Source organism: Marinobacter vulgaris (genome assembly GCF_003344045.1).
GTDB lineage: Bacteria > Pseudomonadota > Gammaproteobacteria > Pseudomonadales > Oleiphilaceae > Marinobacter > Marinobacter vulgaris.
On the sequence record NZ_QFWX01000005.1, the window covers coordinates 81309 to 99139 of the forward strand.

Here is a 17831-nt window from a genome sequence, read left to right on the forward strand (position 1 = left end):
CATCATTGAGCGAAAACTCCGTGCCGCCGAGACTTGGTGAACGACAATCACAAGCCAGTCATTCACCGAGGTTCACCATGATTCCACGCACACTCTTCGATGCCGACCTTGAAGGCTTCAGGGATTCCGTCCGCAAGTTCCTGCAGCAGGAGGCGGCACCCTACCACGAACAATGGGAAAAAGATGGCCAGGTCAGCCGGGAACTCTGGACCAAGGCTGGTGACCTCGGTTTTCTGTGCCCCACCATGCCGGAACAGTACGGCGGCGTGGGCGCGGATTTCCGCTACAGCGCGGTAATCATGGAAGAGGTTTCCAGGGCCGGCCTTTCCGGAATAGGCTGGACCCTGCACTCCGATATCGTGGCCCCCTATATCCTCAATTACGGCTCCGAAGAACAGAAGCAGTATTACCTGCCGAAACTGGCATCCGGTGAAATGATTGGCGCTATCGCCATGACCGAACCCGGTGCCGGTTCTGACCTGCAGGGCGTGAAAACCACGGCCGTGAAAAACGAGACCGGCGAGCATTACCTGCTCAATGGGTCCAAGACCTTCATCACCAACGGCCAGATGGCGGACCTGGTCATTGTGGTAGCCAAGACCGACCCGAAAGAGGGCGCCAAGGGGACCAGCCTGCTGCTGGTGGAAACTGCCTGGGAAGGGTTCGAGAAAGGGCAGAACCTGAATAAGGTGGGGATGAAGGCCCAGGACACCTCAGAGCTGTTTTTCCAGGACGTGCGGGTTCCGGCGGACAAACTGCTGGGCTCCATGGAAGGCCAGGGTTTTTTCCAGTTAATGTCGGAGCTGCCGGCGGAACGCCTGCAGGTTGGCTTGACGGCGGTTGCCGCCGCGGAGGCTGCCTGGCAATGGACGCTGGATTACGTGAAAGAACGCAAGGCCTTTGGCAAGCCGGTGATCGCATTCCAGAATACCCGCTTCAAGATGGCGGAAATGAAAGCTGAAATTACCGCAGCCCGGGTGTTCTGTGACCGCTGTCTGGAGCTGCATCTGGAAAAGAAACTGGATATCCCCACCGCGGCAATGCTGAAGCAGCACACCACTGACCTGCAATGCAAAGTGATGGATGAGTGCGTGCAGCTGCATGGTGGCTACGGTTACATGTGGGAGTACCCCATTGCCCGTGCCTGGGCCGATTCCCGGGTTCAGCGTATCTACGCCGGTACCAACGAAATCATGAAGGAGATCGTTGCGCGCTCGTTCTGAAGTCTGATGTGGTATGTTCACGCGCCGCCGGAGCCTCTCCGCTGGCGCATTTTTGGTTCTGAAGCTTACAAACGGTCAGACCTGTCAGGACTCTTCACGTCAATATTCCTCGTAGTAAAGGCAGCGGGCAGCGGGATCGTGGGATGAAACCGGACAAACGGAGGTCAGCAAAAAGTAATTATTGAAAACTGGGAAAACCTTTCTGAATTCGTTGTGGTTTTACCCATAACTTTTCCAAATTTTGAAGCATAAATTTTCCACTACAGAGCCAACCCACGGTTAATAATGATGCAACTATAGTCTGGCGCGAGCGCCCAGATTTTGGTGAGGCACGTTCCTGAATACTGCGGGCTCAAAAAGCACGCCTTTAAACAAAAGCGGACATTCAGAAACGACTGAATGACCACAAAGCGGACCTTTTGCACCGGGGTAAGTCCAATCATAGGCCGGAAGTGTCTACGGCAACGGGGTAAGTCCAATAACTGGTTTTCCGAACGTTCTAAAAGGTACACTTCCGTTAAATCTTAAAGTCCTGCTTCTCGGGCGGTCATATGGCGCGTCATCTGGGTGAAGATCATTACCGTCTACTATTTGAGTTCAGCATGGATGCTGTGCTCTACACGGAAACTGACGGTCAGATTCTGGCTGCAAATCCTGCGGCATGTAATCTGCTCAAATATACCGAGGCCCAGATTTGCTCCCTTGGACGTAGCGGTCTGATCGACGCTTCTGCGTCTCCAGAGATTCCACGGATGCTGGAAGAGCGGGAATTAAAGGGTAGTACGGAGGGCGAACTCACCTATATTCGGAGTGACGGCAACCGTTTTGTTGGATGGACCAGCTCAGCCGTTATTGTCGATGGATCCGGCCCTCGTAAAACCGTGATCATCGTTCGTGATCTCACGGATACCAAGAAAAAAGAAGCCGCCCTTTTGCGATCTATTCGCGAACTCAATGATTTATATAACCACGCCCCCTGCGGTTACCACTCGGTCGATGCCGACGGCATGATCGTCAAAATCAATAACACTGAACTTTCATGGTTGGGGTGCAGCCGGGAAGAGGTCATTGGTAAAACCTTCAAAAACTATCTGAGCTCCGCCAGCCAGGACGTTTATACCGAAAATTTTGAGCGCTATAAAAAGTCAGGCAGCCAGAAAGACCTTGAACTGGAACTGATTCAGAAAAACGGCAGGAAACGTACGGTCTGGCTAAACAGCACAGCTATCTACGATGAGCAGGCAGAATTCATTATGAGCCGGTCTACTCTGGTGGATGTAACTGAACGCAAGGAGCTGGAACAAGAGCTGATACGTAAAGCGCAGATAGATTATCTGACCGGTCTCAACAACCGGGATAATTTCAATAGCCTTGCGAAAAGAGAGTTCGCCACCTGCCAGCGGCTGGATATCCCCCTTGGCTTTCTGTTCTTGGACATAGATGACTTCAAAGAAGTCAACGACACCTATGGACATCATGCGGGGGATCGTGCGCTCAGTGCAGTCGGCGAATGCTTTATCAACGCGCTACGAAACATCGACATATTGGGGCGCTGGGGCGGAGAGGAGTTTGTGGCACTTCTTCCCGGAGTGGCCGGGCTAGAGGTTCGGGAGCTCGCAGAACGCCTCCGTATTGAGCTTTCAGAGTTCCGGATCAATATTGATCAGGACGTATCCATTGCTGTCACAGTGTCAATTGGCGCAAGCTATTTAGAAAGTTCAGATTCTTCCATTGACTGCATGGCAAAGAGGGCTGACGTCGCCCTGTATTCAGCCAAGTCTGAGGGCAAAAACTGTGTCGTGCTCAATCCGGATAGTCTGGCATAGGGTACTGCCAAGTTAACTGGTGTAATTTGCTAAACTCTGCCGGTGAACACATACAAGCGCCACCGGTTCCCGCCGGAAATCATCAGCTAAGCGGTCTGGCTCTTCTATCGGTTTAGCCTGAGTCACCGAGATATTGAGGATCTTCTGGCTGAGCGTGGCATCACGGTAAGTCATGAATCGATCCGTTTGTGGTGCAACAAGTTTGGTTCCAAGTACGCCCGGCGTCTGAAGCGCAAACACCAGGGGTACGGAGATACTTTCTTTGTTGATGAGGTCTTCGTGAAGATTGATGGCTAACTGCACGACCTGTGGCGAGCTGTTGACCAGGATGGCGATGTGGTCGATGTACTCCTGCAACCCAGACGAGACGGACAAGCTGCGAAGGGATTTTTGGCGACTCATAGCTTCTCATGGTGGCGAACCTCGGAAGGTTGTGACCGACAAACTACGCAGCTATGGAGTCGCCCACCGAGATATGATGCCGGAGGTCATTCATGACAACGCCCAGTATGCTAATAACAAAGCGGAACTATCGCACCAGCCGACCCGTGTGCGGGAGAGGCAGCTGCGTCGATTCAAGTCACCCCGACAGGCGCAGCGCTTCCTTGAAGCGCAGGCTGCAATTTACACGTTGTTTAATCTTGGCCGTTACTTGATCGGGGCAGGGCACTACAGAAAACTCAGGGAAGGTGCGTTCTCGGATTGGAAAATGGCTGTGGCATGAGAAAGGCGGGAAGCGTCACAACTGTGTTCGACGGTAGTTAATTTGGCAGTACCCTCTGGGGTGGTTACAAAGGAACTCCGTGACTACCTGGTTACTTTGCTGACGAAGCAGGAAGTGTCCGGGATTGAAGTTGAGTATGATCTGAGCTGCTGCGGTTTTAAACAAAACGAACGTTCAAGCCGACCCGCACCAGTCCCAAAATCCAATCAAACGGACTCACTTTGCTCAGGAGTCGGATATTTCCAACTCTGGGTGGGCAGGATCAAAATAACGGACATTACAAGGAAGCAGTTGGATTAAAGGCTGGGGGCAGGTCAGACGAGCATCAAGTAGAGAGAATTCGGGAACTCTGGCATGCCCTACAAAGCATCGAATTCTCAATCCGTTACAAATACTGACGGAAAAGGCCTTTTTGAAAAAGTATATTGTGCCCGATCTTTGCAACTCTGCCTCAGGGATGAAATCGCAATATGAAAAAGACCGATCTAGTTTTTCAGAGCTACGGACGCTGCTGTCGTAATGATGCATTTTTTATCGATTTCTACGATTACTTCATGTCCAGTTCGGAAGTAATCAAAAATCGTTTTATCGACACTGACATGGCAGCGCAAAGACACTTGCTTCGTAATGGAATCATGCAGCTGATCCTTCACGCGAGAGGCATGTCAGACCGCAAGCTACGCGCTTTGTGCGAGAGCCATAACAGGAATCACTACGACATCAAGCCGGAATGGTACGAGCTCTGGCTGAGCTCTCTGCTTAAAACCGTTCGCAAACACGACCCCGATCATACGCAAGCGCTTGAAAGCGCCTGGGTTGAGGTCCTAACCCCCGGCATTCAGTTGATCAAGGGCGCTTATTGAGCTTCACAGCTCCCTGAGCATCAATCTATTGCGACCTGACCTCTTCGCCTCGTAAAGAGATTAATCACACTGCGCCAGCAATTCTGATATATCTGAGACTTGTCGACTGTGGCAACCTACAATTCCGGCGCTGATGGTAATCTAGATATGTTCTTTATCAGAAGCTTGGAATCTAAGGGCTTCCAGCGTTTCTCTGAGTCCCTCTGCGAGAATATGAGCATCTGAAATTTCCGTGTGCGGCATCAAAATCAAGAATTCTTCCCCGCCGGTTCTGGCAAAGATATCCGTTTTTCTGATACGGGCCGCAACAATGTCGGAAAACCGCTTAAGCACGTCATCTCCGATTAGATGACCGTAGGTATCATTCACGGCCTTAAAGTGGTCAATATCCATTGAGATCAGCGAGAAGGCGCTGCTATATCGGGCATGATTGGCCAGCTGGGACTCAAGCTCCGCAAGCACATAACGACGATTGTAGGCTCCCGTGAGCTCATCGATAGTCGAGAGCCGTTGGAGCTCTTCTTCCAGTTTTTTTTGATCGTCAATACTGATTACCATTCCGTGCCAGGTGGCCGTTCCATCCGTTTCACGTTCAGGCTGAGCAATGCCCCTCATCCATTTAGATTTACCATCCACGAGCACTCGGTAATCGCAGACCCATTGGCATAGTGATTCGTAGGAGTACTCGATGGTGTCCTTGACCACCTCAAGATCATCAGGATGGATCACCTCGAAAATACTCTCGGGGCGCTTCGGAGGTTGCCTTGAGATTAAAGGTCGAATGAGATGAATTTTTTGGCCCAGATTATGAACCATAAAATTTCCTCAATTATAAAGATTTGAGGGTGAGTAGGTGTGGAAGCATAACTTTTCCGGAAGGGGTAAGCTCTATAAGTGAGCGGATCTAGATGATACTCAATGAGCTGCGCATAGGTGACAGTGATTCGTGGTCAGGCCATTGATGCTATCCGAGAACAATAAACTTTCCATCGTGGAAAAGTTATGATTCAGATGACATTCGTAACATTTCCTGGGGAAGGAAATGGTGCCGAGGAGAGGACTTGAACCTCCACGGGGTTGCCCCCACTAGCACCTGAAGCTAGCGTGTCTACCAATTTCACCACCTCGGCAGGTGATTTGCAGCCTTTCCGATGGGTTTCAACAGTTTTACGTTGTTGAATTCTCGGTATTTCTGCCGCGGTTACGGGTATTACCGTTAACCGATGGCGCGTACTTTAATCATTCGGAAAAAGGCTGTCAAACATTTTTTGTTGGTCAATGCCGGTTTTTGTACCTATTTTTAGTGGCTGGTTAGGCAGGTTGCTGCTAGCGGCGTTATACTCTCCGACAAATGCAATATGACGATTGATTTCCGTGGGGAAATCAGAATTAAGGATACGAATGGTTTCCAGAAAAAAGACAGACAACGACCCTCACGCCCAGCGTGAGGCCAGCAAGTACGACAACCCGATCCAGAGCCGGGAATTCATTCTCGAGCATTTGAAGGAGAGGGGCGCGCCGGCGACTCATGAAACCCTGTGCGAAGAGCTGGGGCAGCAGTCGGAAGAGGGTATTGAAGCCCTGCGCCGCCGGCTGATTGCGATGTGCCGCGATGGGCAGCTGATTTGCAATCGGCGTGGCGCCTACCTGCCTATCGAAGAGGCGGACCTGGTGACTGGCCGGGTAACGGGGCACAAGGACGGATTTGGTTTTCTGATACCTGATGATGGTGGCTCGGACCTGTTTCTCACGGCTCGCCAGATGCGCCAGGTCTTCCACGGTGATCGGGTTGCCGCAAGGGTCGAGCGTGTCGATGACCGCGGCCGTCGTGAAGGCGTGATCGTCGAGGTGCTGGAATACCGCACCCATCAGACCGTCGGTCGGCTGTTCCAGGAAAGCGGCATCTCATTTGTGGTTCCGGAGAACGCCCGCATCAATCACGAAGTACTGATCCCCGCCGAGCACATCAATGAAGCGCGGCATGGCCAGTACGTGGTGGTGGATATATTGCGCCAACCCTCCGTGAGAACCCAGCCCACCGGCAAGGTGGTTGAAATACTGGGCGAGCACATGGCGCCGGGTATGGAAATCGATGTTGCTATCCGCTCTTACGACATTCCCCACAGTTGGCCACCGGCAGTGGGTGAGCAGGCTGCAGGTATCCCCGAGGAAGTGACGGAAAAAGACAAGCAGAACCGGGTGGACATCCGCAACCTGCGCCTGGTGACCATTGATGATGAAACTGCGCGGGATTTTGACGACGCCATTTATTGCGAGCCCCGCCCCCGTGGCGGTTACCGTCTGCTGGTAGCGATTGCAGATGTGTCGCACTACGTGCGCCCGGGCACACCTCTGGACGAAGAGGCCATTAATCGCGGCAACTCCGTGTATTTCCCGGACCACGTTGTGCCCATGCTCCCGGAAAAGCTCTCCAACGGCCTGTGTTCCCTGAACCCGGGGGTGGACCGGCTGTGTATGGTGGCGGACATGACCATCAGTGCCGCCGGCGCGATCAGCGGCTATACCTTCTACCAGGCGGTGATGCACAGCCATGCGCGCCTGACCTACAACAAGGTCAGCGACATGCTGGAGCGGCCGGATTCCGAGCCGGGCTACAGGCTGTCGGAACAGTACGCCCACGTGTTGCCGCACCTGCACAACCTTTACAATCTCTACAAGTTGCTGCGCAAGGCCAGGACAGAGCGGGGCGCCATTGATTTCGAGACCACGGAAACCAAGATGGTGTTTGACGCGAACCGCAAGATCGAGGAGATCGTTCCGGTCCAGCGCAACGACGCCCACAAGATTGTCGAGGAATGCATGCTGGCCGCGAACGTAGCGACAGCTCGTTTCCTGAAGAAGCACAAGGTGCCCTCGCTGTATCGTGTTCACGACGGCCCCTCCGAGGAGCGGCTTAACGCAGTGCGGCTTTTTCTGGGTGAACTGGGCCTGCAACTGGGTGGCGGCGACAAGCCGACCTCGGCGGATTACCAGGAACTGTTGGCGAGTATTTCCGACCGCTCCGATGCCAACGTCATCCAGACGGTGATGCTGCGTTCGCTCAGTCAGGCGGTATACAGCCCGGAAGAGGGTGGCCATTTCGGCCTTGGCTTTTCCAGCTATGCCCACTTCACCTCGCCGATCCGACGCTACCCAGATCTTATTGTGCACCGTGGTATCAAATCGGTTGTGCATGGTGAAGAAAACAGCAAGGACGTTGTGACTCCGCCAAAGCCGGACCCGGACCTTGCGGAATACCCTTACGATACCGCCCGTATGCATCAGCTGGGCGAGCACTGCTCGATGACCGAGCGGCGCGCGGATGACGCCACCCGTGATGTCATGGCCTGGCTCAAGTGCGAGTATCTCAAGGACCATGTGGGTGAAGAGTACGATGGCGTGATTGCTGCAGTCGTGCCATTCGGCTTTTTCGTAGAGCTTTCCGGAGTCTACATTGAGGGCCTTGTGCACGTGTCCACGCTCAGCGGAGACTTTTTTCATCATGACGCGGCCAAGCATCGCCTTATTGGCGAGCGGACTGCCATGAGCTTCCGCCTCGGTGACGACGTCCGCGTGAAGGTGATGCGCGTGGGAATGGAAGATCGCAAGATTGACCTTGAGCTGGTCAGTGAGCCCCAGCATCGCCAGGCGGATCGGGACGCTTTGCAGATCACCAAGCGTGAGCCCAAAGACAAGGGCAAGGGTAAGGGCCGGGGCAAGGGCGGAAAATCAGGCTCTGGTCGCTCCCCCAAGGACGATGGTGAAAAAGGCGGTCGGGAAAAAACTGACGACACGGTGGCAAAGCCCCGGCGCCGCAAAGGATCGGGGTCGAAGCCTGCAGGCAAATCGGAAAAGCCCGAAAAAGTAGCGCCCACCTACGAGGACGATGGTGAACTGTCAGCGCGCGACAAGCTGGTGGCGGAAGCGGCCAAGCTGGCTTTGGGCAAGGGCAAGGGCAAAGGCAAAAAAGCCACTGGCAAGGACTCAGCGTCTGACAAGAAACGCAAGCCTCGCAAGTCGGGGAAATAGGCCGTGTCTGAAGAGTTTATTTTCGGCTGGCATGCGGTTGAGGCCGTACTGAAGCGCGAGCCTGAGCGCCTTCAGCAGGTGTGGATTCAGACCGGTCGGGAAGATCGCCGGGTAAAAACCGTTACCGATGCGCTGAACGAGCTTGGGGTGCGCTGGAACGTGGTGCACCGTAAAGAGCTGGATCAGCGGGTTTCAGGGGTTCATCAGGGAGTCGTGGCGGCAGTGTCTGAAAGCCGCGAATGGAGCGAGGATGACCTGCTGGCAATGCTCGCCGCGTCGGACAGGCCGCCGTTTCTGCTGATCCTGGATGGTGTAACCGACCCCCACAACCTGGGGGCCTGCCTGCGTACCGCCGACGCGGTGGGTGTACAGGCTGTAATTGTGCCGAAAGACAAATCTGCGTCGCTGTCACCTACGGTTCGCAAGGTAGCCTGTGGTGCCGCTGAAACCGTGCCCTTGGTGCGTGTTACCAATCTCGCGCGCTTCATGCGAACGATCCGGGATGACGGCGTATGGCTCATTGGCACCGCCGGCGAATCGGAGAGCACTCTTTACGAGGCTGACTTTACCGGTCCGGTTGCCCTGGTTATGGGCGCCGAAGGCAAGGGCATGCGCCGTCTCACCCGGGAGCATTGCGATCGGCTGATCAATATCCCCATGCTTGGTCACGTTGACAGCCTTAACGTGTCGGTAGCGACCGGCGTCTGTCTTTATGAAGCCTTGCGCCAGCGGCTTGCATAGAAGCCTGCACACGCCTAGAATACGTGACCCCCTTTCCAGGGGGCAGTGTTGTATTGCCCTTGAAACCGGCTGCCAACACTGGCTTTTTGATCAGGCTTTATCCGTAACGTCTTGTTGAAAAGAGCAAAAAGAAGCCGGCAGCTTTGCCTGCCACCTCCTTGCTTCTTGCATTGGCGCGGTTGTTGAACCTGTGGCTGTGTTAGGGGCTGTTTAAACCGTAGGGAGAACTCATGCGTCACTACGAAATCGTATTTATGGTACACCCGGATCAGAGCGAGCAGGTGCCCGCGATGATCGAGCGTTATACCAACGTCATCACTGAAGATGGCGGCAAGGTACATCGCCTAGAAGATTGGGGCCGTCGTCACCTGGCTTACCCGATCAACAAGATTCACAAGGCTCACTACGTGCTGATGAACGTTGAATGTTCACAGGCAGCAATGGACGAGCTGACTCACAACTTCCGTTTCAACGATGCCATCATCCGCGACATGATCCTGCGCCGCGATGGTGCCGATACGGACCTGTCCCCGATGAAAGCTTCCGAGTCCCGTGAAGACCGTCGTGGCGGCGATGATCGTCCGCGTCGTTCAGCCGAATCTGACGAGCCACGTCAGCAGGCTGAAACCCAGGACGAAGAAGAGTAAAACCATCACCGGAGTTGAGGAGTTAAGTTATGGCTCGTTTTTTCAGACGTCGTAAGTTCTGCCGCTTCACGGCAGAAGGTGTTAAAGAGATCGATTACAAGGATCTGGACACCCTGAAAGGTTATGTCACTGAAACCGGCAAAATCGTGCCCAGCCGTATCACCGGCACCAAGGCACGCTATCAGCGTCAGCTGGCTACCGCTATCAAGCGTGCCCGCTACCTGGCATTGCTGCCGTATTCGGACAGCCACGATAACTAAGTAACAGAATAAACAGGACCCGGGACCATGCGTGCACTGGCACAGTTTGTAATGCGCGGTCCTCTGCAGGCAGGCGGGGTGGCAGCGGTAACGACTGCAATACCTCTGTTGTTCTGGATTGGTGCAGCGGTTATTGGCCTGGTCATTCTCAGGCTGGGTATCAGTCAGGGGCTTAATATCGGCCTCTGGGCATTACTGCCGGCACTCGGCTGGAGCTGGTTCGGGCAGGACCCGACAGCCCTGGTCGCGTTGCTGCAGGTAATGCTGATGGCATCAATACTGAGAACAACCCTGTCGTGGGAGAAAGCGCTGCTGGCGGGCAGTTTCCTGGGTATTGTGACAGGCATGTTGCTGCCCCTTCTGTACCCGGATCTGCTGAATGATCTGGTGCAGACAGGGGTAAGATTTTACGAAGAGTACAACGCCGAAGTGGCCAGCAGTCTTGGCGACAGACTGGAAACGGTCATTCGGCAGACCATGAATGCGAGCATGGCCGGCACCTATCTGGTAATCGGGGTGTGCATGACCATGCTGGCAAGGTCCTGGCAGGCCGGGTTGTATAACCCGGGCGGATTCCGGAGCGAGTTCCACTCGCTTCGCCTGTCACCGGCAATCGCGGTTATTTGTGTGATTACCATGGTGGCAGGGCCCGTTCTCGGGCTGAATTCCATGCTGCTTGGCTGGGCCGGAGGTCTGCCACTGTTCGTGGCGGGGCTGGCCCTGGTTCATGGGGTTGTGGGTCGTAAAAATCTGAGTGGCCAGTGGCTGATACTGTTTTACACGGCACTGGTTCTGCTTGGACCAAGCCTGATGATTCTGTTGGTAGTTCTGGCTTTTGTGGATAGCTGGCTGGACATCCGGAGACGACTAAAGCCCTCCGGTCCGGCTGAATAAAGCACGAAGAGGTTAACGAGATGGAAGTTATTCTGCTCGAAAAAGTAGCAAACCTTGGCTCACTGGGTGACAAGGTCAAAGTAAAGGCCGGTTACGGTCGTAATTTTCTGCTGCCTTATGGCAAGGCCGTTGCGGCAACCGCCGACAACCTGAAGGCTTTCGAAGAGCGCCGCGCAGAGCTGGAAAAAGTAGCTGCTGAAAAGCTGACTACTGCTCAGGCCCGTGCAGAGGCTCTGGAAGGCGCTTCTTTCACCATCACCTCCAAGGCTGGTGAAGAAGGCAAGCTGTTCGGCTCAATTGGCGTGCGTGACATCGCTGATGCGATTACCGCTGCCGGTACCGAAGTAGAGAAAAGTGAAGTTCGTTTGCCGGAAGGCCCGCTTCGCGCGGTTGGCGAGTACGAGATCGAGCTTCAGCTGCACTCTGACGTGAGCGTTGTAGTTAACCTGGCCGTTGTTGCCGAGTAAACTGCAGGTCAAGCGGTAGCGCAGGGTTTCGGCCCCGCGGCAGCCATACAAGCCCGGAATCCGCTCAGGTGGATTCCGGGCTTGTTGCTTTCTGGTGTATGATTTGTCCCTACTATAGCTTCCCCATCGCATCGACAATCCCCGTACACTGTCCCGGATGTGATGCCCAGATGAAGATGTTTCCATGGCCAACCCGAATTTCAAACCGGTAAACAGCGACCCCGAAACCAGCCGAATAAAAGTTCCGCCCCATTCCGTGGAGGCCGAGCAGGCGGTTCTTGGCGGTCTGATGCTGGACAACCGCCGATTTGATGAGATCTCGGAAATTATTTCCGCGGTCGATTTTTACCGTCAGGATCACCGGCTGATCTTCGGCGCTGCCGAGCGGCTTGCCGGTGAGAGTGAGCCACTGGATGTGGTAACGCTGACGGAATTTCTCGAGCGCGCCGGCGATATTGAAGACGCCGGGGGCTTGTCCTACCTGGCGGAACTGGCCGAGAAGACGCCGGGGGCAGCCAACATTCGCGCCTATGCCGAGATTGTGCGGGAGCGGTCGATCCTGCGACAACTGGTTCAGGTGTCCGGGCAGATATCCGATTCCGCGTTTAATCCCCTGGGCAGGAACAGCAACGAGATTCTGGACGAGGCCGAGCGTAACGTTTTCCAGATTGCAGAATCGCGGGTGAAGGAGGGGTCTGGCCCACAGACCATCAATCCGATTCTTACCAAGGCGCTCAGCCGTATCGAGGAGCTGTTTGAATCCGGTGAGACCACAACAGGCCTGACCACCGGCTTCAAGGACCTGGACGAGTGGACATCGGGTATGCAGCCGGCAGACCTGCTGATTGTTGCCGGTCGACCCTCCATGGGTAAGACCACCTTTGCCATGAACATTGTCGAGAATGCCCTGATCAGCACCAGCACACCGATCCTTGTGTTCAGCATGGAGATGCCGGCGGATGCACTGGTTATGCGTATGCTGTCGTCGCTGGGGCGGATCGATCAGAGCCGCATCCGCAGTGGCAAGCTGGAGGAAGATGACTGGCCCAGGCTGACCTCGGCTGTCAGCCTGCTGAAAGACAAGCCGCTCTACATTGATGACACCCCGGGTCTCAGTCCCACGGAGATGCGCTCCAGGGCTCGCCGTATCGCCCGCGAGAACAATGGTCAGCTGGGGCTGATCATGGTGGATTATCTCCAGCTGATGCGGGTGCCCGGTAACACCGAGGGCCGGACCGCCGAGATCTCCGAAATCTCCCGCTCCCTGAAAGGCATCGCCAAGGAGCTCAGTTGCCCGGTAGTGGCGCTCTCCCAGCTTAACCGTAGCCTGGAGCAGCGGCCCAACAAACGCCCGGTCAACTCGGACCTGCGGGAATCCGGGGCCATCGAGCAGGACGCAGACGTGATCATGTTTGTCTACCGCGACGAGGTCTACAACGAGGACACCTCGGACAAGGGCATTGCCGAGATCATCATTGGCAAGCAGCGGAACGGTCCCATTGGTACCGTTCGTCTGGCCTTTATCGGCAAGTACACCAAGTTCGAGGATTTGGCCCATGGCGATTATGGCGGGGATTATTGATGCCACGGAACACCGTTGCCCGTATTGATACCAGTGCACTTCGCCATAACTATCGCCTTGCCTGCCGGCTGGCAAGCCCCGCCCGGGCCATGGCCGTGATCAAGGCCGATGGCTACGGCCACGGCATTGCCGAGGTTGCGCGGGCGCTGGAGGGCGAGGCACCGAAATTTGCCGTTGCCTGTATTGAGGAGGCATTGGCCATCCGTGAGGCGGGCATCAGGCACCCCGTGGTTCTGCTGCAGGGCATGCACAGCTCTGATGACGTGGCTATCTGTGCCCGTGAAGGCTTTGAGGTGGTGCTTCACAGTGACTACCAGTTGGATTGGCTCATGCACGCGACGCAGGTGCCTGCATTCTGGCTCAAAGTGAACACGGGCATGAACCGGCTCGGTTTTGCGCCGGCAATGCTGGCCGACGCCATGGCCCGACTGAAAGAATACATGGTAATGCAGAACCTGGTTGGCTTCGTGACTCATTTTGCCTGCGCGGATGATGTGGCCAGCAACTTTACGGATGATCAAACGGGGGTATTTACAGAGGCTGTTGCTGACTGGCCGTTACTGGCAAAAAGCGCCAGCAACTCCGCGGCCCATTTTCTGCCTGGCCAGCCGATGTTCGACTGGAGTCGTCCGGGCATAATGCTCTATGGTGCCTCTCCGATGCTTGAGAAGACCGGGCCGGAACTGGGCCTGGAGCCGGCAATGTCACTGGAAGCACCGTTAATAGCGGTACGACTGCTCAAGCCGGGGCAATCTGTGGGTTATGGCTGCAGCTGGACCGCAGAGCGGGAAACCCGGATGGGGATCGTTGCCATCGGCTACGGCGACGGTTATCCGCGCCATGCCGGTAGCGGCACCCCGGCCTGGGTCGCAGGCAGCCGCATACGGCTGATCGGCCGGGTGTCCATGGACATGCTGGCGGTGGACCTGACGGATGCACCGGCCGCCTGTCCCGGCGACACGGTGGAGCTCTGGGGCCGGCATGTGAGTGTTGATGAGGTTGCGCGACATGCGGGCACAATTGCCTACGAACTGCTCACTGGAGTTACGGCACGGGTCCCCAGGTTCTACGACAGTCCCGGCGACAGGGCAGGGTAGCTCAGCAGGCGGCTTGTCGCTGCTTGCGGCTTTGCCGGTTCAGGATGTGGGTTCTGTTGTTGTATGCTCGTAAGATCTTTCACCAAGGCATTCGCCAGAAACCGGAGGTAGTAAGCGCTCGTGCACGTTCTTGTTATCCATGATTATGGCCCCCTGGGGCGAGTATTGCTGGAGCGCCTGAGAAATACGTCGGTGCAGGTCACCCCGTTGCTGGTCAGTGATCTGGAATCGGCTGACCTGACAGCACTGGAAGGGTGGATTCCCGACGATACCGACCTGATCGTGAACGCGCTGTGGCTTGCCGATCCGGAAATTGCCGAAAAAAATCCGGAAGCAGCTCACAAGGCGTCCTTCTCCCTGCCCGTGGCATTGGCCAAGCACGCCTGCGAACGGAATATTGCGTTGTTACAGCTTTCTTCCTGTTACGTATTCGACGGTCGCAAGCAGAATGCCTATATTTCCTCCAACCCGGGCCAGCCCTGTAACGAGCTGGGCAACTGGCAGTGGGAATGCGAGCAGGCGGTGCGAACGCTTCTGCCCCGACATCTCATCCTTCGCACGGGCTGGAGTCTGGGGCGTTTTATTCGCAAGGTGCAGTCGGTGGCGGCCGGGTCTGACGTTATCAGGCTGCCCAGCAAGTGCCATGGCCAGCCCGTCACTGTCAGTGATCTTTCCCGGGTGATTACCGCAATTGTGCAACAGGTTGATTGTGGTGCCGAGGTGTGGGGAACCTATCAGTATGCGGGTGCCGAAGATATTTCACTTTATGAGCTGGGCCTCGCGATCACCGGGTTGAGTGGTATTCCCAGCGGAATCCGCGTTCTGGACGAAACTCCGGCCTGGGCCGCGTTTGAGCCGGTCAATGCCACCATGATCTGCACCAAGATCCGCAACACCTTTGGCGTCAAGCAGTTACCCTGGCGTTCAGGACTGGCTGAGGAGCTGGAATTGCTCTCCCTGAACGGGGACAGACAGTTGACCGACGAACCGGCCGGCTGAATGCCGCCGTTCGTCGGTCAGGCGGCGCTATCAGATGTTCTGACGTGAAAACTCACGGGTTACGGTCTGCAGCGCCTCGACATCGAGAAGTTCCACCTCACGCCCTCGGGCGCTGATGATGCCCTGGTTCTGAAAGCGCGTGAACACCCGACTTACGGTTTCAACGGCCAGTCCGAGGAAATTGGCGATGTCGTTTCGTGCCATGGGCAGGCTGAAGTTGGTCCCCGACAAACGGCGACGCTGGAAGCGGCTGGAAAGGGACAGCAGCAGCGCGGCAATCCGCTCCTCTGCGGTATTCTTGCTCAGTAACATGGCCAACTGGTGGCTACCCTGGATTTCCTGGCTCATCAAATGATACATGTGGTGTTGGAGGTCAGGCAGCTTGACGGTAAGCTCCTCCAGGCGGTCGATCGGAAATTCGCAGACGCTGGTACGTTCCAGAGCCCGGGCGGTGCAGGCGTAGTGTTTGCTTCCCATGCTGTCCAGTCCCACCAGCTCGCCGGGCATGAAGAACCCTGTTACCTGTTCCTCACCGTTCTCACTGATGATGGACGTTTTGATGGCTCCACTCTTGACCGCGAAACAGGATCGGAACGGTGTGCTCTGGTCGAAGATATGCTCGCCACGGTTGAAAATCCGGCCCTGCTGGACAATATCCTCGAGGCGGTCCAACTCATTTTCTTCCACAGCCAGGGGCAGGCACAGGTTGCTGAGGCTGCACTGATGACAGGATGCCTTGAGAGGGGAAACCTGGTGAAGTCTGATAGCTTGCGCCATGGTAGCTGAACCATCCATTATTGATTCATGTCAAAACCGTACTTTAGTACGAACGGTGGCCTTTGCCAATGACCAATGCCATAGACAATTATAAGCATATACTCCGCCAACAGCCGTGAACCAGCCATGGGCGTGCTGAGTCAGCTAAAACCCTCAGTCTAGGCGCCATCTCGCTCCGCTTCCTCGCGGGCTTCTTTTTCAACCATCGCCGGGGTCTCAAGAGAAATGCGACCCAGTTTGCCGGAGCGGAATTCATTGAGCAGTATTTCCGACACCTTGTGCAGGTCCGGAACGCCGCCACGGCCGAGGAATCGTCGTTTCAGGGCAATGCCATCCATCAGCGCCAGTCCACCCTTTGGCAGTTCCTCAAAGCCATAGCGCGCCATGACCAGCGCGGGATAGGCCTCCAGCAGGTAGTCCGCCTCGAACATGGCCACATCCTCGAACTCGATCACCGCACTACGGATGGCGCCACTGATGGCCAGGCGGTAACCGCAGGCTTCCGGCGACAGTTTGGGCCACAGAAAGCCGGGGGTGTCATACAGCAACACGTTGTCCGGCAGTTTGATCGCCTGCTGCGCCCTGGTCACGGCGGGTTCGTTGCCGGTCTTGGCTGCTGGCCGGCCAGCCATGGTGTTGATCAGCGTGGATTTTCCGACATTGGGAATGCCTAGGATCATCACCCGCAGAGCCCGTTTCTGGCGATCATGGTCGGGGGTCATCTCGCCGGCCAGGCGCAGGATATCCAGAGCCTCTGCCCGCTGGTTATGGGTCATGGTAATGGCCCGCACCCCACGCTCCTTTTCCAGCCAGGCGAGCCACTGCCGGGTAATCTCCGGGTCGGCGAGGTCGCGCTTGTTTAGGACCTTGATGACCGGCGTATCACCCCTGAGGGCGGGAACCAGCGGATTTTCACTGCTGAACGGCAGGCGCGCATCCACAACCTCGATAATGAGATCCATCTGGGGCATTTCTTTTTTGATCTCCTTGCGGGCCTTATGCATATGCCCTGGAAACCAGTTAATGGCCATGTTTGTTACTCCGGAAATGGCTGAACGGCGCCATTATGGACGGGAATGACTAAATTTTCACATTTCTCTGAGCCCGCCATTGGCGGGAGCTGAGGGTTTTACTGCCGTGGAGTATGTACTAAAAGGAGGGGGTTCGGGGTGAAATGTCCGGTCGTTTTGTTTTAGGGTGTAATCCTTGAAAACCCAAAGTGACCCAAAATCGATTAGTGGAGATATCTATGAAGCTCGTGAAACTGTTCGGAATTGCCCTGATTGCAGTCGGGCTGTCTTCTCCGGCGATGGCCCAGCAATCTGGCGGGCAGCCGGACCAGGTCGATCAGCTGGCTCAGATGGTTGGCCTGAGCGATGACCAGCAGAAAGAAATCCGCGGCATCATCGACGAGATGCAGTCTGAAATTCAGGAGCTTCAGGGCGAAGCCCAGCAACTCCAGCAGGAGATCCAGGCCCAGATCAAGCCGGATTACGATGAAGACGAGATTCGTGAAAAAGCGGAAGAGCTTGGTGATGTCACTGGTGAAATGACGGCCATGTCCACCCTGATGCAGGCGCGGGTTGATGCCGTGTTCACCGAAGCGCAGCGTGAAGAGCTGAACAAGCGCATGCAGCAGATGCAGCAGCAGATGCAACAGCAGCGTCAGATGCAGATGCAGCAGCAGGGCATGCAGTAAGCT

The 17831-nt window shown here is 55.6% G+C and carries 16 protein-coding genes, 1 tRNA gene and 1 pseudogene; 14 read left to right on the forward strand and 4 right to left on the reverse strand.

All coding sequences use genetic code 11. From position 1 onward, the window contains the following. Positions 1-77 precede the first annotated feature (77 nt). From DIT71_RS11735 to DIT71_RS11750, 4 genes and pseudogenes are all read left to right on the forward strand, one after another. Complete coding sequence (locus DIT71_RS11735) at positions 78-1223, forward strand: acyl-CoA dehydrogenase family protein (RefSeq protein WP_114613419.1); 1146 nt, start codon at positions 78-80, stop codon at positions 1221-1223. A 551-nt stretch (positions 1224-1774) separates the two neighbouring features. Beyond that, on the forward strand, positions 1775-3049 hold the full coding sequence (locus DIT71_RS11740) for a sensor domain-containing diguanylate cyclase (RefSeq protein ID WP_114613420.1): 1275 nt from the start codon (positions 1775-1777) through the stop codon (positions 3047-3049). A gap of 36 nt (positions 3050-3085) precedes the next feature. Continuing rightward, positions 3086-3773: pseudogene (locus DIT71_RS11745) on the forward strand (IS6 family transposase). Positions 3774-4243: 470 nt separating this feature from the next. Next, on the forward strand, positions 4244-4636 hold the full coding sequence (locus DIT71_RS11750) for a globin family protein (RefSeq protein ID WP_114613421.1): 393 nt from the start codon (positions 4244-4246) through the stop codon (positions 4634-4636). Positions 4637-4777: 141 nt separating this feature from the next. Here DIT71_RS11750 and DIT71_RS11755 read toward each other — a convergent pair whose 3' ends face one another. Both DIT71_RS11755 and DIT71_RS11760 read right to left on the reverse strand, forming a co-directional pair. Then, positions 4778-5452 carry a sensor domain-containing diguanylate cyclase gene (locus tag DIT71_RS11755; protein ID WP_114613422.1) on the reverse strand — a complete coding sequence of 225 codons (675 nt, stop codon included), beginning with the start codon at positions 5450-5452 and terminating at the stop codon, positions 4778-4780. Positions 5453-5679: 227 nt separating this feature from the next. Further along, positions 5680-5766: transfer RNA gene (locus DIT71_RS11760), tRNA-Leu, on the reverse strand. A gap of 271 nt (positions 5767-6037) precedes the next feature. Here DIT71_RS11760 and rnr point away from each other — a divergent pair. The 9 genes from rnr (at position 6038) to DIT71_RS11805 (ending at position 15352) form a co-directional block, all read left to right on the forward strand. Further along, the gene (rnr, locus tag DIT71_RS11765; protein WP_114613423.1) at positions 6038-8665 is read left to right on the forward strand and encodes a ribonuclease R; all 2628 of its coding nucleotides are present in this window, start codon (positions 6038-6040) and stop codon (positions 8663-8665) included. A 3-nt stretch (positions 8666-8668) separates the two neighbouring features. Continuing rightward, entirely contained in the window at positions 8669-9406 is a 738-nt protein-coding gene (gene rlmB, locus DIT71_RS11770; RefSeq protein WP_114613424.1) for a 23S rRNA (guanosine(2251)-2'-O)-methyltransferase RlmB, read from the forward strand. 230 nt (positions 9407-9636) lie between these two features. Continuing rightward, positions 9637-10053 carry a 30S ribosomal protein S6 gene (gene rpsF / locus DIT71_RS11775; protein WP_114613425.1) on the forward strand — a complete coding sequence of 139 codons (417 nt, stop codon included), beginning with the start codon at positions 9637-9639 and terminating at the stop codon, positions 10051-10053. 29 nt (positions 10054-10082) lie between these two features. Further along, complete coding sequence (gene rpsR / locus DIT71_RS11780; RefSeq protein ID WP_114613426.1) at positions 10083-10313, forward strand: 30S ribosomal protein S18; 231 nt, start codon at positions 10083-10085, stop codon at positions 10311-10313. 27 nt (positions 10314-10340) lie between these two features. After that, positions 10341-11207, forward strand: a complete 867-nt coding sequence (locus DIT71_RS11785) for a hypothetical protein (RefSeq protein ID WP_114613427.1) — start codon at positions 10341-10343, stop codon at positions 11205-11207. Positions 11208-11227: 20 nt separating this feature from the next. Continuing rightward, positions 11228-11674 carry a 50S ribosomal protein L9 gene (gene rplI / locus DIT71_RS11790; RefSeq protein ID WP_114613428.1) on the forward strand — a complete coding sequence of 149 codons (447 nt, stop codon included), beginning with the start codon at positions 11228-11230 and terminating at the stop codon, positions 11672-11674. Positions 11675-11858: 184 nt separating this feature from the next. Then, complete coding sequence (gene dnaB / locus DIT71_RS11795) at positions 11859-13256, forward strand: replicative DNA helicase (protein ID WP_114613429.1); 1398 nt, start codon at positions 11859-11861, stop codon at positions 13254-13256. Continuing rightward, positions 13256-14353, forward strand: a complete 1098-nt coding sequence (gene alr / locus DIT71_RS11800; RefSeq protein ID WP_114613430.1) for an alanine racemase — start codon at positions 13256-13258, stop codon at positions 14351-14353. The genes dnaB and alr overlap by 1 nt, the downstream gene beginning before the upstream one ends. A 120-nt stretch (positions 14354-14473) precedes the next feature. Further along, complete coding sequence (locus DIT71_RS11805) at positions 14474-15352, forward strand: sugar nucleotide-binding protein (protein WP_114613431.1); 879 nt, start codon at positions 14474-14476, stop codon at positions 15350-15352. A gap of 30 nt (positions 15353-15382) precedes the next feature. On the opposite strand, the gene fnr is transcribed toward DIT71_RS11805, so the two are convergent. Together fnr and ylqF are read right to left on the reverse strand one after the other, a co-directional pair. Then, a complete protein-coding gene (fnr, locus tag DIT71_RS11810; RefSeq protein WP_114613704.1) occupies positions 15383-16129 on the reverse strand; it encodes a fumarate/nitrate reduction transcriptional regulator Fnr in 747 nt (248 codons plus the stop codon). Positions 16130-16287: 158 nt separating this feature from the next. After that, positions 16288-17160: a ribosome biogenesis GTPase YlqF gene (ylqF, locus tag DIT71_RS11815; RefSeq protein ID WP_114613432.1), complete on the reverse strand. Its 873-nt coding sequence runs from the start codon at positions 17158-17160 to the stop codon at positions 16288-16290. Positions 17161-17378: 218 nt separating this feature from the next. Here ylqF and DIT71_RS11820 point away from each other — a divergent pair, with 218 nt between their 5' ends. Beyond that, positions 17379-17828: a Spy/CpxP family protein refolding chaperone gene (locus DIT71_RS11820; protein WP_114613433.1), complete on the forward strand. Its 450-nt coding sequence runs from the start codon at positions 17379-17381 to the stop codon at positions 17826-17828. The last annotated feature ends 3 nt before the right edge of the window (positions 17829-17831 follow it).